This is a genomic window from Myxococcales bacterium, from assembly GCA_012517325.1.
GTDB lineage: Bacteria > Lernaellota > Lernaellaia > Lernaellales > Lernaellaceae > JAAYVF01.
In genome coordinates this window covers 1-20,650 of sequence record JAAYVF010000019.1, presented here as the reverse complement: position 1 = coordinate 20,650, position 20,650 = coordinate 1, and the positions used below count along the sequence as shown (strand labels likewise).

At 59.8% G+C, this 20,650-nt stretch carries 21 protein-coding genes; 10 read left to right on the top strand and 11 right to left on the bottom strand.

The window, feature by feature from the left end:
• Positions 1 to 44: 44 nt before the first annotated feature.
• The 7 genes from GX444_04175 to GX444_04145 form a co-directional block, all read right to left on the bottom strand.
• A complete protein-coding gene (locus GX444_04175; GenBank protein NLH47785.1) occupies positions 45 to 230 on the bottom strand; it encodes a hypothetical protein in 186 nt (61 codons plus the stop codon).
• An 11-nt stretch (positions 231 to 241) separates the two neighbouring features.
• A complete protein-coding gene (locus tag GX444_04170; protein ID NLH47784.1) occupies positions 242 to 469 on the bottom strand; it encodes a DNA-directed RNA polymerase subunit omega in 228 nt (75 codons plus the stop codon).
• 60 nt (positions 470 to 529) lie between these two features.
• Positions 530 to 2,137 carry a DUF4340 domain-containing protein gene (locus tag GX444_04165; GenBank protein ID NLH47783.1) on the bottom strand — a complete coding sequence of 536 codons (1,608 nt, stop codon included), beginning with the start codon at positions 2,135 to 2,137 and terminating at the stop codon, positions 530 to 532.
• 2 nt (positions 2,138 to 2,139) lie between these two features.
• Entirely contained in the window at positions 2,140 to 3,783 is a 1,644-nt protein-coding gene (locus GX444_04160) for a GldG family protein (GenBank protein NLH47782.1), read from the bottom strand.
• Between the two features lie 6 nt (positions 3,784 to 3,789).
• The gene (locus tag GX444_04155) at positions 3,790 to 4,557 is read right to left on the bottom strand and encodes an ABC transporter permease subunit (protein NLH47781.1); all 768 of its coding nucleotides are present in this window, start codon (positions 4,555 to 4,557) and stop codon (positions 3,790 to 3,792) included.
• Positions 4,550 to 5,491 (bottom strand): ATP-binding cassette domain-containing protein, encoded by a 942-nt coding sequence (locus GX444_04150; protein ID NLH47780.1) that lies wholly within the window; start codon positions 5,489 to 5,491, stop codon positions 4,550 to 4,552. The genes GX444_04155 and GX444_04150 overlap by 8 nt, the downstream gene beginning before the upstream one ends.
• 148 nt (positions 5,492 to 5,639) lie before the next feature.
• A complete protein-coding gene (locus GX444_04145; protein NLH47779.1) occupies positions 5,640 to 6,764 on the bottom strand; it encodes an alpha/beta hydrolase in 1,125 nt (374 codons plus the stop codon).
• 223 nt (positions 6,765 to 6,987) lie between these two features.
• Between GX444_04145 and GX444_04140 the strand changes: the two genes are divergently transcribed.
• From GX444_04140 to GX444_04120, 5 genes are all read left to right on the top strand, one after another.
• Positions 6,988 to 7,566 (top strand): hypothetical protein, encoded by a 579-nt coding sequence (locus tag GX444_04140; GenBank protein NLH47778.1) that lies wholly within the window; start codon positions 6,988 to 6,990, stop codon positions 7,564 to 7,566.
• A gap of 88 nt (positions 7,567 to 7,654) precedes the next feature.
• Positions 7,655 to 8,512 (top strand): hypothetical protein, encoded by an 858-nt coding sequence (locus tag GX444_04135; protein ID NLH47777.1) that lies wholly within the window; start codon positions 7,655 to 7,657, stop codon positions 8,510 to 8,512.
• A 117-nt stretch (positions 8,513 to 8,629) separates the two neighbouring features.
• Complete coding sequence (locus GX444_04130) at positions 8,630 to 9,136, top strand: hypothetical protein (protein NLH47776.1); 507 nt, start codon at positions 8,630 to 8,632, stop codon at positions 9,134 to 9,136.
• A gap of 550 nt (positions 9,137 to 9,686) precedes the next feature.
• Positions 9,687 to 10,442, top strand: coding sequence for an SDR family oxidoreductase (locus tag GX444_04125; protein NLH47775.1), 756 nt, complete (start codon positions 9,687 to 9,689; stop codon positions 10,440 to 10,442).
• A gap of 23 nt (positions 10,443 to 10,465) precedes the next feature.
• Positions 10,466 to 12,058: a hypothetical protein gene (locus GX444_04120; GenBank protein NLH47774.1), complete on the top strand. Its 1,593-nt coding sequence runs from the start codon at positions 10,466 to 10,468 to the stop codon at positions 12,056 to 12,058.
• Here GX444_04120 and GX444_04115 read toward each other — a convergent pair whose 3' ends face one another.
• Together GX444_04115 and GX444_04110 are read right to left on the bottom strand one after the other, a co-directional pair.
• Positions 12,059 to 12,868, bottom strand: a complete 810-nt coding sequence (locus GX444_04115) for an Mrp/NBP35 family ATP-binding protein (GenBank protein NLH47773.1) — start codon at positions 12,866 to 12,868, stop codon at positions 12,059 to 12,061.
• Positions 12,869 to 12,984: 116 nt separating this feature from the next.
• Positions 12,985 to 14,460, bottom strand: a complete 1,476-nt coding sequence (locus GX444_04110) for a hypothetical protein (GenBank protein NLH47772.1) — start codon at positions 14,458 to 14,460, stop codon at positions 12,985 to 12,987.
• A 353-nt stretch (positions 14,461 to 14,813) separates the two neighbouring features.
• On the opposite strand from GX444_04110, the gene GX444_04105 reads away from it, so the two are divergent.
• The 3 genes from GX444_04105 (at position 14,814) to tatA (ending at position 17,033) form a co-directional block, all read left to right on the top strand.
• Complete coding sequence (locus GX444_04105) at positions 14,814 to 16,319, top strand: hypothetical protein (GenBank protein ID NLH47771.1); 1,506 nt, start codon at positions 14,814 to 14,816, stop codon at positions 16,317 to 16,319.
• Positions 16,316 to 16,501, top strand: a complete 186-nt coding sequence (locus tag GX444_04100) for a hypothetical protein (GenBank protein NLH47770.1) — start codon at positions 16,316 to 16,318, stop codon at positions 16,499 to 16,501. Before GX444_04105 ends, GX444_04100 begins: the two co-directional genes overlap by 4 nt.
• Positions 16,502 to 16,838: 337 nt before the next feature.
• Positions 16,839 to 17,033 (top strand): twin-arginine translocase TatA/TatE family subunit, encoded by a 195-nt coding sequence (tatA, locus tag GX444_04095; protein NLH47769.1) that lies wholly within the window; start codon positions 16,839 to 16,841, stop codon positions 17,031 to 17,033.
• Positions 17,034 to 17,109: 76 nt separating this feature from the next.
• Here tatA and glpK read toward each other — a convergent pair whose 3' ends face one another.
• The gene (gene glpK / locus GX444_04090) at positions 17,110 to 18,588 is read right to left on the bottom strand and encodes a glycerol kinase GlpK (protein ID NLH47768.1); all 1,479 of its coding nucleotides are present in this window, start codon (positions 18,586 to 18,588) and stop codon (positions 17,110 to 17,112) included.
• Positions 18,589 to 18,700: 112 nt separating this feature from the next.
• On the opposite strand from glpK, the gene GX444_04085 reads away from it, so the two are divergent.
• Both GX444_04085 and GX444_04080 read left to right on the top strand, forming a co-directional pair.
• The gene (locus tag GX444_04085) at positions 18,701 to 19,015 is read left to right on the top strand and encodes a DUF3467 domain-containing protein (protein NLH47767.1); all 315 of its coding nucleotides are present in this window, start codon (positions 18,701 to 18,703) and stop codon (positions 19,013 to 19,015) included.
• A gap of 60 nt (positions 19,016 to 19,075) precedes the next feature.
• The gene (locus GX444_04080) at positions 19,076 to 19,675 is read left to right on the top strand and encodes a hypothetical protein (GenBank protein NLH47766.1); all 600 of its coding nucleotides are present in this window, start codon (positions 19,076 to 19,078) and stop codon (positions 19,673 to 19,675) included.
• A 43-nt stretch (positions 19,676 to 19,718) separates the two neighbouring features.
• On the opposite strand, the gene GX444_04075 is transcribed toward GX444_04080, so the two are convergent.
• A complete protein-coding gene (locus tag GX444_04075) occupies positions 19,719 to 20,324 on the bottom strand; it encodes a hypothetical protein (GenBank protein ID NLH47765.1) in 606 nt (201 codons plus the stop codon).
• Positions 20,325 to 20,650 lie beyond the last annotated feature (326 nt).

Below are 20,650 nucleotides of genomic sequence, written 5' to 3'. Positions count from 1 at the left end.
TGCTTTTCGGCGGTTTGCTTCGCGCTGGATCGCCGCGAGGATCGTTATTTGGATTCCGGCGGCAGGTGATCGAACAAAATTTCCTTGGAAATGATCTCGCTGTTTTCCGCGACATCGGCCAACTGCTTGAGATATTGATCCAACTCGGCCTTCTTTATTTTACCAGCGGCCAGGTGGCGTTCGATGAGTCGGACATCGTAAATCTGTTCCGGCTTGGAAATGGTGGACATCCTCAGCTCCTTTACAGTTCCTCGGCGATTTGCTCGACTTCTTTCAGGTTTTGCGCCAGGTGAACCTTGTTGGCGGCGATTTCGCGCAAGGCGTTCACCACGTGTTTGTTGTCGGTCGCTTCCTCGCCCAGATAACGGCTGCCGCGCATCAATTGCTTGGTGCGCTTGGCGGTCGCCAGAACCAGCGCGAAACGATTCGGAATCCGTTCGATGCAGTCTTCCACGGTCACTCGGGCCATCGCCTGTCCCCCTTACCGGTTAAAGGTAACCATCATCCGCGACGCGTCAGCCGGCGAAATTCATTCCGCCGGCGGTGCGCCCGGGGCCGCCGCCGGAATTTCGGCGGGCGGCATCGTCTGGACTTCGCTCGGCGATTGGCCGCCGGCCGCGGCGGCTTGCTTCGCGTCGTCCCGTTCGGTCGCCTTGAATTCCTCGATGCTCCCGGGGAGATCGTTCAAGACGTCCGGTTTCACCAGATACGCCGTGTGCGGATACCCGTTGGCGACCAGCGCCACCAGGCGTTCCGCGCTTTCGGCCGGCTTCTCTTCCGTTTCGGCCTTGGCTACGGCTTTTTTCACCGGGGCGATTTTCCCCGGATCCAGTGGTTCGGAAAAACGAATGCTTTCCAAAACCTTGCCGTCCGCGTCGGTCAGGACCAGGCTCGTCACCTGATTGCCCTTGACCGCCCGGGCCAACCGGGCGCCGCGCGGACCGTCCGCCAACTCCTGCGCCCGCCATTTGGCGACGGCGCGCAAACATTTTTCGACACTTTCCTTGTCGGCCGGCGTTTCATCGGCAAACTGCCAACCGTCCACGGAACGCGAGATTTTAAACGACGTCTTCGCGCTTTGCAAGTCGATCGATTCGACCTTGGCCGGATCGATTCCGGCCAGCAACCGGCGGTCGCGCAGATCGGCCCGTTCGAGGCGTAGACCCTGAAAGGCCGATTCGAGCAGCATCGCGACATACGGCCGGCCGCTGACCGTCGCGTACCATTCGGTGGGCGTTTCGGCGGTGCCGCCGATCGTCAGCGTCAGGGTCTTCTGTTTGTCGCCTTCGCCGTAGACGGCGGTGACCGTCAGGCTCGGCTTGTCCAGGCCGTAGTTTTGGTTCTCGGCGCCGAGCGGGCCGATGAAACGGGCGGCTTTCAGCCCGGAGACCAGATCCAGCAGGGTGCGCACGGTTTCCGGATCGGCCACGGGCCCGGTCGGCTCGTCGAGGTGCCAGATCTGGTCCTCGGGCATTTCCGGCGCGGCGTCCTTTTCGCCCTCGGTTTTAGGCGGCGTCGCCGGCACCAGGGTCAGTTCGGGCCGGCCGGCGACCGCGAGGGTCAGCCGGTTGATCTTGAGGGTGGGATCGGCCGGGGCGAGCAGGTCGCGCCGGCGGAAATCGTCGGCGGGCTTATCGAGGCTCGCCAGGGTGCTTTCCGGCACCAGAAACACGACGTCCCGGTCTTCCGGTTTGAGGTATACCGTTTGGCCGATCGGGTTTTTCGCGCCGATGCGCAGGCGCTTGGTGACCGATCCGGCATCGAAGGTCAGCACGGCGCGCGGTTTGTCCAGGCCGAAGCGGGTCAGCGCTTCGGCGCCCGGTTTGTCGAGGGTGCGCGTCGGGTGGGCGTAGCGGACGGCGCTGATCAGCGATTGGACGATCCAGCGTTCGGTTTCGTCGTCGAACGGCTTTTTCATCCGCCAATCCTCGCCGGTCGCTTCCTTTTCGAAGGCCAGCTTCTCGTCGCCGCGCTCCAGTTCGATTTTGTTGATCGCGTCGTAGGCGAGGTCGAGAATCTTGTCGCCCTCGAGATCCGTCCGCTCTTTCTCCCGTTGCTGCGGCAGTTCCCAGAACACGACCACCGCCGCCAACGCGGCCAGCACGATCGCCAGGACCAGGGTCTTTTTCGCGTTCATCGCTATCTCCGCCGCCGGATCGCCACGCCGATGCCCAGCATCGCCGCGAATTGGGGCAGCAGGAAGACCGAAGCGAAGAACAACAGCGCCGTATCCTGCTCGGTCATCGTGAAGACGTCGGGCGCGAAGCTGTTGGGCCGGACCGAAATGTACGCTTCCTGGCCGGTCAGCCAGTTGAGCGTGTTGAAGAACAGATCGGCGTTGTAGCCCTGCGGCGCGTATTTGTTGCCGATGAAATCGCTGTCGCCGATGACCGCCAGCCGCGCGGTCTTTTTCGCCTCGCCCTCGCCGAACGTCCGCTCGGCGACCGCGCCGAGCACCAGCGGCCCTTTGGAATCCTTGGCCGGGTCGAACGTCGGGTCGACGCCCTGTTTGGCGAAGAACCCGAAGTCCGTTTCGCCCCAGCTTTCCTCGCCGGTGTTGAGCAGCGGTTGGGTGTCGACGCCGTCCAGCCGGCCCTCGGTGATGATCTTCAGCGAGCGAGCCTCGTGGAACAGGGTCGGGTTCTCGCCAAATTTTTTCGTGATTTCATGCGGGCCGTAGTTGACGACGATCGGGTCCAGGCCGAGCACCGAACCCTGGTACATCCGGACCTGGCGGTCGACGATGATGTTGTTCTGCGGCTGGATGCCGTAACCGGCGAGCAAGCCCTCCAGGCCGGTTTCGGTCTGCGGGTCGATCATCGCCAGTACGCGGCCGCCGCCTTGCAGGTAGTTGCCGATCGCCGCGACTTCCTCGGGTTGGAATTTTTTCGTCGGGCCGGCGATCACCAGCGCCCGCGCGTCCTGCGGAATCTGCGCCGAGGTCAGCATCGTCAACGGTTCGAGGACGATATTCTCGTTTTCGATCCCTTTGCGGATCAGGGCGTAACCGCGCTCCTCGGCGCCGTCGAGCGGCACTTCGCCGTGGCCTTGGATGAAATAGATCTTGCCGGCCTGCGGCGCCGACACCTTGATGACGGCCGTGGTCAGGCCCTGCTCGGACAGATCCATCGTGATGTTGGTCTGGCCGGTGCAGCGGTCGGCGGTCTGCTTCTGCTCGGGGCTCTGGCCGGGCCGGTCGCAGGAGACGGCGATGGCGCCGCGTTCGGAAACCGCGTAGCGCTTCACTTCCTCGGGGTACAGGTCGGGGTCGATCGAGCGGTAGGTGACCCGTTGGTCGAGGTCTTTGTATTTTCCGGCCAGTTGTTCGAAGTTGCGGGCCTCGCCGGTTTTAAAGAAGCCGACCATCGTCAGTTCGGTTCCGGCGGGCAGGTTTTGCAGCACGGTCTTGGTCTGGTCGGAGAGGGTGTTGACCTTCGCCGAGGTCAGATCGATTTTTTTCACGTGGCCGCTGCCCAGGATGTTGGCGAAGATCAGGATGCCGAGGAAAACGGCCGAGTAGGTGATCGCGTTGGCGCCGAACTTGGTGGTCAGTTTGACGCGGCCGGCGCCCATCGTCTCGCCCTGCCGCTTCTCGCCGGTTTTGCTCAGGTCGATCAGATACAGCACCAGGCCGAGCACCAGCCCGGCCAGGCCGATGCCGCCGAAGACGATCGGGAACAGCAGCTCGTAGACCGTCTCGAAACTGACGAAGAACAGGGTCAGGGCGGCGAAGAGCACCAGCACCAGGCCTTCCCAGAAGAAAATGCGATAAGAGGTTTTCATGGCCGCTTACCTCCACCGGGTCGATTCGACGGCGCGGGTGGCCATGAACCAGAAGAAGGCGATGAAGCTGACGAAGTACAGCAGGTCGCTGGTGTCGATCATTCCTTGACTGAAGCGCTCGAAGTGCTCGGTCATCGCCAGGTATTTGAGGATTTTGCCGAAAACGCCGGCCTGCGATTCGGCCAGCCAGCCCAGAATCCAGAAGACCAGCAGCACGGCGAAGCTGACGATCGCCGCCACGACCTGGCTGCGCGTCAGGGTGCTGGCGAACAGGCCGAAGGCGATGAACGAAACGCCCATCAAAATCAGGCCCGCGTAACCGGCCGCCAGTTTGCCGATGTCCGGCTTCGCGTACTTGAACAGAATCGCCGGATACAAGCCGGTCAGCAGCAGGAGCAGCAGGTAAAAAGCCGTCGCCGCCAGGAACTTGCCGGTGACGATCTGGCCGATGCTCACCGGGCTGGTCAGCAGCATTTCGTCGGTGCCCTGGTTCCGTTCCTCGGCGAACAGCCGCATCGTGACGAGCGGCACGATCAGCAACAGGATCACGTTGATGTTGTGGAAGAGGGGCGTGATGATCAGGTCGTTGATGTTGAGCTGATCCATCATCGCCGGGTTCATCTGGGTGTAGCCCAGGTAACGGTTGTACGACATCACCATGTCGTAGAAGAAAAACCCGGTCAGCATCAGGAAAGCGGCCATGACCACGTAGGCCACCGAGCCGCCGAAAAACTGCCGCAGTTCCTTGTCGGCGATCGCCCAAATGTTACGCATGAGCCGCATCCTCCTCGCCGAGGGTCAGCCGGCTGAAGACTTCCTCCAGCGTCGGCCGTTCGTGGCGGAGTTCAAGCAAACCCCAGCCGTGTTGCAGCACCAGCACGCCGAGGTCGGCCGAGGGATCGGTGTTCGGTTGGCTGGTGATGAAGAAAGCGCCCCGGTCCTTCGCGGTTTCGACCCGGGCCACGCCGGGCGTTTTCTGCAGGAGGCCGAGCGTCTTGTCGTCGGGTTCGGCCAGCCGCAGATAGGTCCGGGCGCGCCCGCCGCCGGACCTGGTCAGGTTTTCCAGCGTGTCGGCCGCCACTATCTTGCCCTTGCTGATGATGATCACGTCGTCGCAGGTCATCGTCACCTCGGGCAGGATGTGCGTCGAAAGCACCACGGTGTGATTGCCGGCCAGCGAGCGGATGAGTTGGCGGATTTCCTGAATCTGGTTCGGGTCCAGGCCGATGGTCGGCTCGTCCAGAATCAGCACTTCCGGATCGTGCACCAAGGCTTGCGCCAGGCCGACCCGTTGCCGGTAGCCCTTCGACAGCACGGCGATCAGCCGGCCGAGGTAGTCGGTGACACCGCATTTGCCGGCGACGGTCGTCACGCGCTCGGCGACCTTCTTGCGCGGCACGCCCTTGATGCGGGCGGCGAACGTCAGGTAGTCGCGGACCGTCAAATCCGGGTACAGCGGCGGGGTCTCGGGCAGGTAACCGATGCGCCGCCGCGCTTCCATCGGGTGGGTCATAATGTTGTAACCGTCGATGGTCACTTCGCCCGCGGTCGGCGGCATGAAGCCGGTGACGATCCGCATGGTCGTGGTTTTGCCGGCGCCGTTCGGGCCGAGAAAACCGAGGATCTTCCCTTTTTCGACCCGGAAACTGATCCGGTCCACCGCCGGATAGTCGCCGTATCGTTTGACCAGGTTTTTCACTTCAATCATGAGGGTACCCCGATGGAACGATTGCTCGAAACAAACCGACCGATAATTTCCGTTTAGACACGGTTCGACCGCGTTTGTTAATTAATGAGGCCAAACATTAAGAACGTAGGCCCTGAGTGTCAAGAGAGCCTTGATTTTGTAAGGGAAATTACGCTTCACTCCCCGTTTTGCCGGCGGCCCGTTTCGCGGGGTGGCTTTGCAGCCATTCCAGGATGTGCGGGAAGACCTCGGTTTCGGCGTGCAAACCGACCAACAGGTCGAAGTGGCCGTAGTTTTCGCGGTGGCCGTGATCCTTGCCGAAAAAGAGCGTTTTGTGCTGCTCGCCGGCCAATTGCTTCAAGGTCCGGTCGGCCAGAGCGATCGAACTTTGATGGTCGCGGGAGCCGGCGATGAGCAGCAGCGGCGTGGTGACGTTTTTCGCGATTTCGGGGTAGCGGATTTTTCCGTCCAGCGAGGTCAGGCCGTCCGCGCCGAACAGGGAGGCCATTTGCCGCACCACCAGGCTGCTCGTGTTGCAGATGACCCCGCCGTAGATGGCCTTGGCGGCGGCCGGCGCGGTGTTCTCCGGGCAGTAATTGAAGGTGTCCAGGCCGATTTTCTTCCACCCGGCAAAGGGCGCGAAGAACTTCGCCATCGAGCCGAACGGAAAACGCTTTTTGTAACGGGTCACTCCGGCGAACGGGATGAGCCGTTCGTAATGCGAGCCGGTGTTTTGATAAGCCAGGCCGGAACCGACCGCGATGCCGCTGGCCAGCCGCGGCGAACCCTCGCGCGCACAGTGCGCCAACAGCAGAATTCCGCCCATGCTGTGGCCGATCCAGTGCAGATCGGTGAAACCCGTGCGCGCCAGAATCGCCTGCACGAAGGCCGGATCGTCCTTTTCGATGTAATCGTCGACCGACCAGGTCCAGGTTTTATCCGTGCCCCAGCCGGCGCGCTCGCTGTCGCCCCGGCCGCGCAGGTCGATGGCATACACGTCGTAGCCGCGCTCGGCCAGCCAGTGGGGAAGCGACGGCACGGGCGCGGCCGGCGAATCGACGTTCAGGTCGAACGAGCGGTAATTGGAAGCCAGCCCGTGATGCAACAGCACCGGCTCGCCGTGCGGGTTCGCGCCGCGCGGCCGGTAGCGGTGCAGCGCCAGCCGCCAGCCGTCGTCGGTGGTGACGAATTGGATTTCGTCCTCGGTGCCGCGCCCGCCGTAGAAGCGCCGCGCGAGGTCGTACCAGACGAACAGGAAAACGACGATCAGCAATAAAACGGCGAGCAGGCTCATGGCTCGGCTCCTACCGGGATTGGTTGTCGGAAGTTCAACAACTTGAAAGTGGCACACCTGACGCGGCATGACAACCAGCAAGAACCCCCAAAAATACAATACTATTTTTCAATAAATAGTATTGTGTTGCCGTTTTTGGCATTATATTACTATGTGTTCATATGATTCATTTATCCAAATAGTAGTGATTTCGGCCGCGAAATGACCAAAAAAGGAGAATCCAATGAAATCAAAAAAAATTCATTTCATTTTGATATTAGCGCTTGTCACTTTTTACCTTTTTCTTTTAATCGCCTGCACGGACGATCATAACAACGACCCATCAGGTTCGTGCTCGATCACCGTGGAGGTTGAAGCCGAGGCGGATTCCTTCGTTGCCACCGCCGACGAATCAGCCGATGATTGCCTGCCGCCCAAGCCCGAGGATGTTTCCGAGGAAGACTACCAAAAAGCGCAAAAGATTTTGGAACGATACGCCGGCCTGTATGAAAATCCGGCGGATGGCACGACGCTGACCATGTCCTGCGCGTCATCCGGTTTTTGGATGTTTCCCATTCATTCCGACGGCAATCAGCTTCTTTGCGACTCATCTTGGGGAATACCGGTTGAGGTGACCTCGGCGAATGGTGAAATTTATCTTTGCGGTCTCGATCAATCAAACCCTGATTATCTTCAATTCAATGCCAGCATGAGGTGCACAATCGATGGAGAATTCGAGCTTGTGGCTTACCATGAGTTATCGAACGGTGGTTTTGAGTGGATGTTTTTAGATCTGAATTTGGTCTGGCGAAAAATCGATTGATGCCCTTGTCGCGACCTCGCTCGATAGCCTGCCGATTCGTTTTTTCTCTGCGAAAGTTTTATATTGAGACGACGGGAGGGCCATCGTCATGCGCCGTTTTTCGATCCTGCTCGCAATGCTTTTCGTTACACTGGCGATGCCGATCATTCTTCACGCCGCCGACAACGACTTCGCGGTGCTCAAGCCGCAATACCGCACAGCGGAAGACCTGTTGCCGGCGCTCCAGGCCGCGCTCGGAACCGAGGGGACGATCACGGTCGACGCGCGCACCGGCTCGCTGGTCGTGACCGGCAGCCCGGCGGCGATCGCGCGGGTCAGGCAGGCGCTGGCGCAGCTCGATGTGCGACCGCGGACGGTTTACATCGCGGCGCAACGGATCGGCGCGGACGAGTACGAAAATCTGGGCGTCGCGGTCGATTGGACGGCGGCCGGCGGCGGCTGGCGCGTCGGCCGGTTGCCGTTCGACGCCAGGTCGCGCGACGGCACCATCGGCGGGCAGGGCAAGGCGCTGCGGCGCATCGACCGCAACACCGACGCGAGCCGCGTCGAAGTGCGCGTGCTGGAAGGTGAAACGGCAACCCTGCTGGCCGGGCAAAAGCAGGTGTATCAACCCGACCGGTTCGCCTGGGCCGGCAAGCTGGGCCCGGTGATGACTGGTCAGGTCACGTCGGTGCAGACCGCGTTGGAAGTGCGGCCGCGGATCGTCGGCGACGAGGTCGAGTTGAAGATCATGCCGCGCGCGACGCTTTATACCGCCAAGGGACCGGCCAATCAGCCCTTCATGGACCTGAGCACCACCGTGCGGGTTCGCGACGGCGACCAGATCCTGTTGGGCGGCGTTTCCGGCGAGTCGATGAACCGCGTGACCGACCTGTTCCGCTCGTGGGAGACGACCACGCGCACCCATTCCGACGTGCTGCTGGTGACGGTGCGAATCGAGAAGTGAGCGATCGTCGTCGCCGGTAATAGCGATCTGATCAATTTGACAACAGCGAATGCGAAATGTTATTATTTCAATCATGAGTGAATTGCATCAAGGGACGATACCCAGAGAAGGCGGCAAGTGCGACGAATCATGACATTGGAATTCGGACTGATCGGCTTGATGATTCTGGCGGTCGTCGGCGGCATTCTTCCGGCTTGCGGCGACGACGACGATGACCGCGATTACGATTGCGGCCAACCGGACGAATGCCTGGATGCCTTTCAAGCCTGCGTCGTCCTGGCCGAATACAATTGGGATCAACAATCCTGCTGCGAGGATTTTTCCGCTTGTCTGCCGCACAGCGGTTACGATTTCGCCGATTTATGGATTTGCTTCTTCATGGGCGGTTATTTCTGGGATCCGGGTTGTTCCGAGCCGGAGTGGTCCGAGCTTTCGCATTGCGGCTACGACGCTGATTGTCTGAGCGACGCTTGGTATGACATCAAGGTGGATCTGGCTTTTCATCCCATCGATCTTGAGCAGCGCCGGACGATCATTTTGAATTACATCGACGAGTTTCGTGCCTGTGAAAGCGACGTCAATATGACTCCTTATTATCCGGATTATCCGGAACAATCGGAGTGACCTCGGACGCATGGCGAGACGGTAATTGCTGAGATTTCAACCGTCCGGTGAATAAGCGCTGAATATTTAGCACGTCAATCGCTTCTTCGCGATCCTCTACGACCGCGAATAATCAGGCGTCGGAATGCGGTCGATATTTAAAAAATCATTTTGAAAACAACGTTTAATGCGATTTCCCCCCAATCCGCTCACCGTGTTCTTTCCCGCGGCGAGCAGGAAAATTTTTTCGCTGGTACGGTAGTTGCATAAAATTGGTGGGAACCATGGGTGGAAATGTCCGTGTCGTAGACAAGCAAGGAAACGCCCCCGAACAGCGCCTGCTCTGGATGTCGGCAAAGTGAGGATGCTCTGACGGCCGATAGATCGGAGCGGCCGGAATAGCCCTGACCCCGGAACGAGTTCGACCCGACCGCACGGCTTGTGCCATACCGGTCCATCCCCCCGAACTTGTTTTGGGGTCATTTTTTTAAACTCCGTCCGTCCGCTGGTTGCGCCCATCGTTCGGCGTGTTACCATAGCCCCCCAGCAACCGTACCATCCGAGGAGCATCATGGAACAAAAACTCGCGAACCGTGTAGCGATCGTCACCGGCGCCAGCCGGGGTATTGGGGAACACATCGCGCGGCATCTGGCCGCGGCGGGCGCCAAGGTGGTCCTGGCCTCGCGCAAAGCCGCGCCGCTCGAGGCCGTGGCCGCGTCGATCCGCGAGGCGGGCGGCGAAGCCCTGGCCGTGGCGACCCACGTCGGGCAGGCGGAACAGATCCAGGGGCTGGTCAAGAAAACCCTCGACACCTACGGCCAGATCGACATCCTGGTGAACAACGCCGCCACCAATCCCGTTTTCGGGCCGGTGATGTACTGCGATGAAGCCGCGATGAAAAAAATCTTCGAGGTCAACTTTTTCGGCCCGTTCCTGCTGGCCAAGGCCTGCCTTGAGCCGATGCAGAAACGCCAGTACGGCAAAATCATCAACCTCACCAGCACCGCCGGCTTCCGCTTTTCGCCGATGCTCGGTGCTTACGGCATGAGCAAGGCGGCCTTGCAGATGATGACCCAGACCCTCGCCGCCGAATGGGGCATCTTCGGCATCCGCGTCAACGCCATCGCCCCCGGCCTGGTCAAGACCGATTTTTCCGCCGCCCTGTGGAACTCCGAGGAAATCCTCAAACAGGCGTTGGACCGCCAGGCGATCCATCAGTTGATCCAACCGGGCGACATCGCGGCCACCGCCGTGTTTCTCGCCGGCGCGGATTCGGACTACATCACCGGGCAGACCATCGTGATCGACGCCGGCTCGACCGCCTGAGCCGCCATTTACGCGGGTAACCCATGAACCGCTTCGGCCGCCTGTTTGTCGCGACGCTGATTGGCTGCCTGCTGGCCGGTTTTTTCCCGGCGCTCGCCCAAACGCCGGCGATTTCCCTTGCCGACCGCACGGCGATCGCCAAATTGCGCGACGAGGCCGGGAGCCTGGTCCGCGAACAGATGGAATTGAGCTGGAAACGGCGGACGACCGGCGAAAAAACGGACCTCGCCGCGACGTACAACGGGCACGAAAAACTGTTTTCGATCGACTCGCTGCTTTTGCTGATGCGGGCGGAGGCCGCGGCGACCAATCCGGACGAGAAAAAGGCCTACGGCTTCTTCCGCGACTACCTGCTGGGCGAGATGGTCGGCATGCGCGTCGCGGGCCTGAACGACGAGATCGACGCTTACCTGGCCGGCGCCCGCTTCGATTACAGCGGCAAGAACTACGCCTATTACGAACTGCCGCGCCTGCTGCGGGACGAAAAGGACTACGCGGCGCGGCAGGAACTGAGCAACGCGGTCGCGCCGATTCTGCGCGAGGCCAACGAACGCTACCGGCGCAAGGAACAGCGGCTGCAGCGGCTCGCCAAGGAGCTGGGTTTCGCCGATTACCTCGCGCTGGCCGCGCAGTTGCGCCACGTCGATTTGACGGCCTTCGCCGCCACTTGCAAACAATTCCTCGACGATTCGCAAAAAGGGTTCGTCAAACTGCAAAACTGGGCGGTGCCCTTCCAGCTTGGGTTTCCGGCCGACAAACTGCGGCGTTGCGACACGATGCGGCTGTTCGGCGCCGAGCGTTTCGCGGCGTACTTCGGCAAGGACGAGCTGCTGCCCCGCTGGCGGAGTTTTCTGGGCGGTCTGGGATTGCCGGCCGACAAGATCAAGGTCGACGACGCCGACCGGCCGCGCAAATCGCCTCGGGCGATGTGCTATCCGGTGGCCGTGCCCGGCGACGTCCGCCTGACGCTGATCCCGGCCGCCGGTTTCGCCGAATACCAGGCCCTCTGGCACGAAACGGGCCACGCCCAGCAGGCCGCCAACACGACCGCCGGGCTGTGGGAATTTCAACAGCTCGGCGACCACGCCGCCACCGACGCCTTCGCGTTTCTGTTCGACGGGTTGTTCGCGGATCCCGGCTTCCTACGACGCGCGTTCAACTTCAAAGAAGAGGACGCGACGGCGTTCGGGCGGTTCGTCGCCTATCAGCGGCTGTATCAGTTGCGGCGTTACTGCGCCAAGGTGTTGTACGAGATGGTGCTGCACCGGGGCCTGGAAGAGCCGCTGAAGGCGTATCGCGGCTGGCACGGCCAGGCGGCGGCGATCGCGCTCGACGAAAACGACGGCCTGCGCTGCTATGCCGACGCGGACGATTTTCTGGCCGGGGCCGACTATGTGCGCGCCTGGCTGCTCGAAGCGACGCTCGCGGCGGATCTGGCCCGGCGTTACGGCGAGGATTGGTATGCCCAGCCGGCGGCCGGCGCTTATCTGCGGTCGTGGTGGAGCAAGGGGCGGTACTACCGCGCCGCGGAACTGGCCGCCCAGGCGGGGCGCAAACAAATCGAGCCGCAGGATTATTTCCGGCGCCTGAAGCCGCTGGTCAAAGGCAAATATTGATCAGCCGAGCTTTTCCTCGACGGCCTTGACGATCTCCGCGAAAGCCCGGCTCGCCGGTCCCTCGACTTCTTCCAGCACGTACGGCCGGCCGGCGTCGCCGCCGCGCACCACGGCCGGGTCGATCGGCACCTGGCCGAGCAGCCGCAGTTCGAACTTTTCCGCCGTCCGCCGGCCGCCGCCCTCGCCGAAAAGCGGCTCGAGATGGCCGCACTGCGAACAGACGTAGCCGCTCAGGTTTTCCACCAGGCCCAGGATCGGCAGCATCACCGCTTTGCAGAAATCGATGGATTTGCGCACGTCCGCCAGACTGACTTCCTGCGGCGTGGTGACGATCAGCGCCCGCAGGTCGGGAATCGTCTGCGCGACGGTCAGCGGTTCGTCGCCGGTTCCCGGCGGGGAGTCGATGATCAGGTAATCCAGTTCGCCCCAATCGACGTCGGCAAGTAACTGCCGGATGGCGCTGATTTTCATCGGGCCGCGCCAGATGACCGCCCGGTCGTTTTCGTCCAGCAGGTTGCCGATGGACAGCGCCGACAGATTGGGCGATACCGGCAGCGGCAGCAGGGCGTCTTCCGAGGCGCCGGCCCGCTGGCCGACGATGCCCAGCAGCACCGGCACGGTCGGTCCGTGCAGGTCGACATCGAGCACGCCGACCTTCCGGCCGGCCTTCGCCAGGGCGGCGGCCAGATTGACGGCGACGGTCGATTTGCCGACGCCGCCCTTGCCGCTCATGACGAGGATCTTGTGGCGGATGCGCGACAACGTCTGCGCAATGCGTTGGTCCTGCTGTTGTTGTTCATCCGGGTTCATGGTGTGGTGCGACACGAGAAAACCTCCCGTCGGTAGCGCGGCGCGCGCCGGAGCGCGACCGGAAAATGAAACGAGGCCGGCGAAAGGCCGGCCCCGCGGGTTGGCGCGAACGGCGATCAGAACATCAGCGACATCATCACGCCGGCGTTGTGCGAGCCCTGGGTGGTCTCGCTGCCGTTGTATTCGTCGGCCCACCAATGTTCGTCGGCCGCTTTTTGCGTGTTGGGCACGCCGTATTCGTAGAAACCGTTGAGTTCCCACATCCCGTGGCGATAGCCGAGGCCGGCGGTCGCGTGGTGTTCCTGGATGCCCGGCAGAATCGGCGTGACGCTGTCGTCCGGGGTCGGGTTGTTGCCGTAGTTGTAGCCCAGCCGGCCCCAGAAATTTTCGACGAATTCGTACTGCACGCCCGCCGCGACGACGAACTGATCGTCCCATTTTTCGTGCAGGATGGTGTTCTTTCTTTTCTGGCCGAGAACGTGCTTGGAGTTGCGGTTGTTGGGCTTCTCGATCACCCATTTGACGTTTTGCATCGTCTTGGCCCAGTTGATGAACGAACCGTCGACGCCCAGCAGCCAGCTTTCGCCCGGCCGGAACGACAATCCGAGGCCGGCCCGTTGCGGCCAGGTGAACTCGACGTGCGAATCGTACCGGGATTCCAGATCGTTGTCCTCGATGCCCCAGAACTGCATCTGCAAATCCGCCTGCCGCGCCGCTTCCTCCGCCGACAATCCCTGGCGGAGCAGTTCCTTGTACAGCCGTTCGCGGCCGGCCGAGAGTTGCGGTTTGAGATCCATCCGGGCGTGGCCGATGTAATCCATCGGCACCATCAGGGTGTAGGCGACGCCGACGTGCACCGCGTCGATCGGCATCCACAACGCGCCCGCCTTCAAGCCGACGCCGTATGCCGTCGCGTTGTTGAGCCGCAGGCGGAAGGTCGCTTCGTCAAACCCGAAACCGCCTTCCGAAACCGGCTTCCGGAAAACCGAATTCCAGGTTTCCATGTTGGTCGGATCGGCGTGGCCGCGCAGCCATTTGGTGGCGCGGGTGTAGGGCAGATCGAGGTCCATCCGCGAGAGCGACAGATGCGGCGCGACGCCCAAGGCGATGGTGGGATGCGGCGCCCAGGCCAGCGCGCCCGCGATTTTGATGGTCTGGATGTTGGAGTAGTAACGCGTGTCGTTGCCGAGCAACGCGTGTTTCAACTCGAAACTGGAAGTACCGGCGCCGCCCTGGGTGAAGACGCCGAAGCCGGTCGCCAGCGGCAGGTTCTTGAGCTTGTAACCCCACGCCGCCACGGGCGAGAGCACGTAAAGCGGTTCGCCGTCGGCGTCGTTGAGGTCGTTTTTGAAGTGCAGTTGCGGCATCAGCAGGCTGGTACCGAAATCGACGCGGTGGCCGGTCAACTGCATCAGGCCCGCCGGGTTGGTGTCGATCGCGGTCGCGTCGAGGGCGATGGCCAGATCCGTGCCGCCCATGCCCGCGGCGCGGACGCCGGAGGAAGTGGCATCCAGGCCGTTGGCGGCGAAAGCCGGGGCGGCCAGCAATGTCATTATCAGGGTCAGGGCGAACAGGCTCGGCAGGCGTTTCATGGATACCACCCTTTCTTCGGGCCGCGGCCGCCGATCAAAGGCGGGCGGTTCAGCATCCCAAAATCCTCGGAGAATCTAGCAGTGTATAACGGTTTGGCGGTCTGAATGCAAGTTCAAAGGTTTCCGGCCGGGTTTCGCTGGAAGCGGCCGCTTGAACGCTCAAGGTAGTCACCAAACTGGTGAAAAACTTTTCATTTTACTGAAACGATGGCATTTGCAATTTACTCTTGACATCAAGTACCGGTACGTATAGGAGTCAAGCAAACGACGGTAACTCATAATTTTCTAAGGTGGCTAAATAAATTACTTCGGTTGGATTGTTTGAACGAGGAATCTGTGAGGCGAGGAGAGGCATGACGGTATATTACAAAAATAGTACGCATCCGTTGGTTCATTTTCGATCAGCCGAAGATTGGCAATCAATGTCTGATCTTTGTCAGGATTTCTTGACCCCCTGGGATTGGAGTCAAATTTATCATTACCTTCATGATGTCGCCCAGTGCGTGTTGATTGAGAAAGACTACCATGACAAGGATTACCGAGACACGTTTTCACACTTTTATTCAAAGAAATTCGCCCTCTATTCACCTCGCGCGATCCGATTGAATTTTTTCAATACGAGAATTGCCCCGCGTGGGCTTTGGGACCTGACTCGGTACCAAGAAAAATATATCGGCTCGATGGTCATTCGCCCGACCAGAACCAATACCATCGGCCGTACGCTTATCAACCCGGCTCTTCTTGGTTTTGTTCATGGTTTTCTAGCGCAAACTCGCTATAAAAATCATTTGCTCGGCTCGCCGTTGGCGATTGATGCTTTTCCTTATATCAGCCAGGATACAGACGTGACCGTTTGTGCCCACGCGGCATGTTGGATGATTTTTCGTTACTTTTCCGAGAGGTACGTGGCCTACGCGGAAATTCACCCTTATGAACTGACTCAACTCACTCATGATCTTTCGCTTGGTAGGCGCGTCCCTTCAACCGGTCTGACTGTTTTTCAGGTGTCGGAGATTTTCACTCGGTTCGGTTTTTTCCCATTGATCTATTTTCGTGAAACCTATCGGAATGATCCGGCCTTATTTAACCGGCTCCTATATTATTATGTTGAGTCTGGCTTGCCGGTTGTGGCCGGGCTAAGAGGGAAAAGCCATGCCATTACGATTCTTGGTCACTCTTGTCCAAGGTCCGCCGCGGCCATTGCCGGCGGTAATCCGATAAATACCTATGATTTGGTCGATGGATTTATTGTCAATGACGACAACCATCTTCCCTATCAGGTGCTATGGAAAAGCGGGCCAACCGGGTTGGTTCCTCATGAGTCCGAGTTCAAAATAGCGGACATCGATACCTTTGTGGTCCCGGTTTACGAAAAGATTTATCTGGCCGCTGAACACATCGAGAGCTATGTATTTCATATTCTCTGCCCCAACAATGGATTCAATACGGAAAATTTTGGTTTTGAACCACCGGACTTGGTGTTTCGAATTTTTCTCACTTCGTCGCGTTCTTATAAGAAATATCGCAAGGATCACCCGATTGGAAACGAGGTAAGTCGCGTTTACCAGCAAATTCCCATGCCGAAGTTCATTTGGGTTTGCGAAATGACCACCAAGGTATTGTATGACGATCGTACGCTGGGCGCAAAAAAAGGCCAGGTCCTCGGTGAAATCATTTGGGATGCCACCGCCTCCCAGCAAGATCCGTTCGGCTTCATCGCAATCCACTTTCCGCGTCGGTTCATCGTTAACGACCGCGACACAAGCTCACTGAAACCACATCGCTTCGTTATGGACAAGCGGTTGCATGATTCAAGGCCCTATGATATTTACGTGAACAACCTACGGGAGTGCCCATGAAAAGATCCGATCTCATTCTGAGAGTTACAAAATCAGAAAAAGGGGAACGGCTTTTGGACACGCCGGAAAAGGTGCGCCAAGCGCATGATCAACTCATCAAGGCGACCGAGAGTATCTTCATCCAATACGAGAACGCTCGTCGCCAAGCTCTGGACCTCGCAACAAAGCGCTATCTGGATTAGGTTCGACACGGACAAGCCATCACCCTTTTCCAATGCTGTTGGGTAACCAACTTAATAATCCTTTTACCGATTCATCCGGCAAGCCGGCAGAATATTAACAAGAATCAGGACGACTTCCTCTGACCGGCCGCTTGATTGCGGGTCACCGCGGAATGTGCTATGAGGATACCGGCGTTGTGCAAAGGAGGGCGGTATGCTCGAGCGCCTGCAAAAAATCTGGCCCAATCTGCTGCTGGGTTTGCTCATCGTGTACGTCGGCCTGCTCGGGTTCGCCACGGTGGACGAAATCCTGGGGTGGGGACTGATCACCCCATACTTTAAATAAGGGAGAAGAGTCATGGGCATTGGGGCGACCGAACTGATCATCATCCTGGTGATCATTCTGATCATTTTCGGCGTGGGCAAGTTGCCGGAAGTCGGCCGCGGCCTGGGCAAGGGCATCAAGGAATTCAAGGATGCCTCATCCGCCGATCTGACCGCCGGCGACAAGAAAAACGAACCCGAAAAGAAAATCGAAGAAAAGAAAGAGTAACGCGACCGTTACGGCCAAACGAAAACAAAAAGGCGACCCGATCGGATCGCCTTTTTTATTCGTGCTTCGCTGCCGCTTACACGCGGCCGAGCGCCTCGTTCCACAGGCGGATGTGTTCGTGGACGTGATCCGCCGACATCTGCGGCTTGAAGCGCCGCTCTTCCCGCCACTTCGCGGTGACCTCGTCCTTGCTCGGCCACAAACCGACCGCCAGCCCCGCCAGCAACGCCGCGCCCAGCGCCGTGGTTTCCACCATCGCCGGCCGGCTGATGTCGCAGCCGAGAATGTCGGCCTGGAATTGCATCATCAGGTTGTTCGCCGAGGCGCCGCCGTCGACGCGCATCAACGCCAACTTGCTGCCGGCATCGGCTTCCATCGCCTTGAGCACGTCGAAGTTCTGCAGCGCGATGGCTTGCAAGGTGGCGCGGGCGATGTGCGCGCGGTTCGTCCCCCGCGTCAGGCCCCACAACACCCCCTTCGCCGCGGCGTTCCAGTGTGGCGCCCCCAAACCCACCAGCGCCGGCACGAACACCACGCCGCCCGTGTCGGGCACCTGGGCCGCCAGCGCTTCGATCTCGCTGCTTTTCTGGATGATCTGCAGACCGTCGCGCAGCCATTGCACCGCCGCGCCGCTGATAAAGCACGAGCCCTCGAGCGCGTAGTTCACCGTGTCGCCCAGTTTCCAGGCGACGGTGGTCAGCAGGCGGTTGCGGCTCGGGACGGGCTTGGCGCCGGTGTTCCAGAGCATGAACGAGCCGGTGCCGTAGGTGCATTTCGCCATGCCGGGCTCGAAGCAGGCCTGGCCGAACAGCGCCGCCTGCTGGTCGCCCGCCATGCCGGCCACCGGAATGCCGTCGGGCAATTCGGCCATGCCTTGCGTTTCGCCGTAAACCTCACTGCTGCTTTTGATCGCCGGCAGCACGCCGGCCGGAATGTTGAGGATGTCGAGCAGTTCCTCGTCCCACTCCAGGTCGTGCAGGTTCATCAGGAGGGTGCGCGAGGCGTTGGAGACGTCGGTGACGTGCGTCCGGCCGCCGGTCAGCTTCCAGGTGATGTAGGTGTCCATCGTGCCGACGATAGCGTCGCCCTTTTCGGCGGCCTTGGCGAACGCGGTCACGTTTTCGAGCAGCCAGGCCAGCTTGGTGCCGGAAAAATACGGATCGAGCAGCAGGCCGGTCTTTTCCTGAAAAGTTTCCTCCAGGCCGCGCTCTTTCATGACGTTGCACATTTCGGCGGTGCGCCGGCACTGCCAGACGATGGCGTTGTGATAGGCCTTGCCGGTGTGGCGGTCCCAGGCGACGACGGTTTCGCGCTGGTTGGTGATGCCGATGGCGGCGATGCGGTCGGCGCCGACGCCGGCCTTGTGCAGGGCCAGCGGGATGACCTTGCGCACGCTTTCCCAGATCTCGTCCGGGTTGTGCTCGACCCAGCCGGGCGTGGGAAAATGCTGCGGGAATTCGGCGTAGCCGATGCCCAGGACGTTCATTTGCGCGTCGAGGATGAAGGCGCGGGAACCGGTGGTGCCTTGATCGATTGCCATGACCAGATTGCGCATCGCGGTCTCCTTTGAAGGTGGAACGCGCTTTTAATAACACTTTGCGGCGTCGAGCGGCAACCGGTTGACAGGCCTCGGACGGGGTTTATTCTGAATCGACCAAGGAGGGATCATGACGGAAGACAAATTGCCCAAAAAGCCCGCGGTGAAAATGGAAATCAAGGTCGATGAAGCCGTGGCCGGCGGCACCTACGCCAACTTGTGCATCGTCAATCATTCCGACTCGGAATTCGTGCTCGATTTCGTTTTCATTCAGCCCGGCCGGCCGAAAACCAAGGTTTCCAGCCGGATCATCATGTCCCCGAAAAACGCCAAGCGCACCCTGATGCTGCTGGATCAGCAGATCAAGAACTACGAAAAACGCTTCGGCAAACTGGAGATCGCCGCGCCGATGGCGATGCCCGGCCCGGAAATGGAAGTGAACTGAACCGTCAGGACGACGGCTTTATTATCAACTGTTTTCATCCAAAATTATTGGAGGGCGACAATGCGCGACTTGTCTGGGTTGATGTTTCTCGTGGCAATTTCACTTCTTGGCGGAATGGCGTTATTCGTCGGTTGCGCGGACGACGACGACAACGATAACGACGACGACAACACCGGCGACGACGATAATGATAACGACAACGACGAATCCCCGCCCTGCGATTGCCTGATCGACGGTCAATGCTACGCCCAGGGCGACCGCAATCCGGCGGCCCCGTGTTACCTTTGCGATGCCGGCCAGGCCGCCGACGCCTGGACGGCCAACGGCGGCGGCTCCTGCTCCGACGGCTTCTACTGCAACGGCGAGGAAATGTGCGATCCGGAAACCCTGGATTGCCTTCCCGCCGCGAATCCATGTGATACCTTGGTGGCCTATTGCGACGAGGAAAACGACGAGTGCGTCATCCCGACCTGCGCGGACCTGTGGACGCACTATTATCATGACTGCGGCAAGTCCCTGGGCGACACTTTGGAGGAAGTCATTATCTACTGCTGTGAAGACGTCAATCCGTACGGCTACGGCGACGAATATTTCCTTTGCGTCCTCCAAAACTGGGACGCTTGCGAAGCGGCCGCGAACTGCATTGCCGAGCAACAGTGATCGCGGGACGGACGAAGATCAAGCCGTTTCTCGCGGCGGCAATTCATCCGCAGCCATTGATGCAGGCCAATAAAATTTCATGCTGCAATCCTTCGATCGGATCGGAGCAGGGGTACTTTTCCCAACAACCGAGGTAGCAGTCCATCGGATAGCCGGGCAGGTTGTCGCAAATCGCCAGCAAATCCAACTGCGGGATCCAAAGGTCGGTTCCCTTGAAAACGATTTCGATGTTGCAGTGATAAATGCCGAAGATCGCCGCGCCGCAATCGCTTCCCGGATTCGGCGGGGCCAGACAACCAAGAACGCAACTGCTGTCGCATTCCCCTCCGAACGGAAAACAATGGGATAGGCACTCCCAGAACGGCGGAAACGTTTCGGAGGGCATGAGCGCCGCGGACAGTTCGCACCATTTTTTCAACCCGGCTTCGCCTGGCACGTTGCCGTGTTCGTCGGGTAGCGCTCCCGTGCAGAGTTCGTTCATCATCTCGGCGACCGAACCGCAAGTTGGATCCGGATCGATCGACAGGGTGTCGTCGTCAGCGGGTTCCTCGACTCGGTCCGCGTCGTCTTTGTTGCAATCGCAAGCCGATAACCAAAAACAGGCGCCAAACAGGATCGCCAACAGCAAAAGAACAAGCCTCTTTTCCATCAGACATCCTCCGGTATTTTTCGTTTTTCCTATCGCAGCAACCTACAATCGCCACCGATCTGAAAGAAACAACATGATAAATATACATTACCATTGTCGTAGCGGAAAGATAATTTAGACGGTATTGTGAACCATGGTGGCTGAATTTTATAGATGAGAGAAGCCACTACCCCAAAAATCCAGCAGTCGAACCCGCCAAAGATTTTTATTTTGGATACAAAAAATCGCTTGCTTATCCGGCCCGGGCGGTGCTATGGATATTTACTGTCAACGTAAGGATGGGAAAAGGGCGCGGAGCGGCGGAACCGATCGGACGGCGGCTCGCG

Coding starts and splice junctions, on each gene's coding strand:
- GX444_04175 (NLH47785.1), bottom strand. CDS start 230: ATGTCCACCATTTCCAAGCCGGAACAGATTTACGATGTCCGACTCATC.
- GX444_04170 (NLH47784.1), bottom strand. CDS start 469: ATGGCCCGAGTGACCGTGGAAGACTGCATCGAACGGATTCCGAATCGT.
- GX444_04165 (NLH47783.1), bottom strand. CDS start 2,137: ATGAACGCGAAAAAGACCCTGGTCCTGGCGATCGTGCTGGCCGCGTTG.
- GX444_04160 (NLH47782.1), bottom strand. CDS start 3,783: ATGAAAACCTCTTATCGCATTTTCTTCTGGGAAGGCCTGGTGCTGGTG.
- GX444_04155 (NLH47781.1), bottom strand. CDS start 4,557: ATGCGTAACATTTGGGCGATCGCCGACAAGGAACTGCGGCAGTTTTTC.
- GX444_04150 (NLH47780.1), bottom strand. CDS start 5,491: ATGATTGAAGTGAAAAACCTGGTCAAACGATACGGCGACTATCCGGCG.
- GX444_04145 (NLH47779.1), bottom strand. CDS start 6,764: ATGAGCCTGCTCGCCGTTTTATTGCTGATCGTCGTTTTCCTGTTCGTC.
- GX444_04140 (NLH47778.1), top strand. CDS start 6,988: ATGAAATCAAAAAAAATTCATTTCATTTTGATATTAGCGCTTGTCACT.
- GX444_04135 (NLH47777.1), top strand. CDS start 7,655: ATGCGCCGTTTTTCGATCCTGCTCGCAATGCTTTTCGTTACACTGGCG.
- GX444_04125 (NLH47775.1), top strand. CDS start 9,687: ATGGAACAAAAACTCGCGAACCGTGTAGCGATCGTCACCGGCGCCAGC.
- GX444_04120 (NLH47774.1), top strand. CDS start 10,466: ATGAACCGCTTCGGCCGCCTGTTTGTCGCGACGCTGATTGGCTGCCTG.
- GX444_04115 (NLH47773.1), bottom strand. CDS start 12,868: ATGAACCCGGATGAACAACAACAGCAGGACCAACGCATTGCGCAGACG.
- GX444_04110 (NLH47772.1), bottom strand. CDS start 14,460: ATGAAACGCCTGCCGAGCCTGTTCGCCCTGACCCTGATAATGACATTG.
- GX444_04105 (NLH47771.1), top strand. CDS start 14,814: ATGACGGTATATTACAAAAATAGTACGCATCCGTTGGTTCATTTTCGA.
- GX444_04100 (NLH47770.1), top strand. CDS start 16,316: ATGAAAAGATCCGATCTCATTCTGAGAGTTACAAAATCAGAAAAAGGG.
- tatA (NLH47769.1), top strand. CDS start 16,839: ATGGGCATTGGGGCGACCGAACTGATCATCATCCTGGTGATCATTCTG.
- glpK (NLH47768.1), bottom strand. CDS start 18,588: ATGCGCAATCTGGTCATGGCAATCGATCAAGGCACCACCGGTTCCCGC.
- GX444_04085 (NLH47767.1), top strand. CDS start 18,701: ATGACGGAAGACAAATTGCCCAAAAAGCCCGCGGTGAAAATGGAAATC.
- GX444_04080 (NLH47766.1), top strand. CDS start 19,076: ATGCGCGACTTGTCTGGGTTGATGTTTCTCGTGGCAATTTCACTTCTT.
- GX444_04075 (NLH47765.1), bottom strand. CDS start 20,324: ATGGAAAAGAGGCTTGTTCTTTTGCTGTTGGCGATCCTGTTTGGCGCC.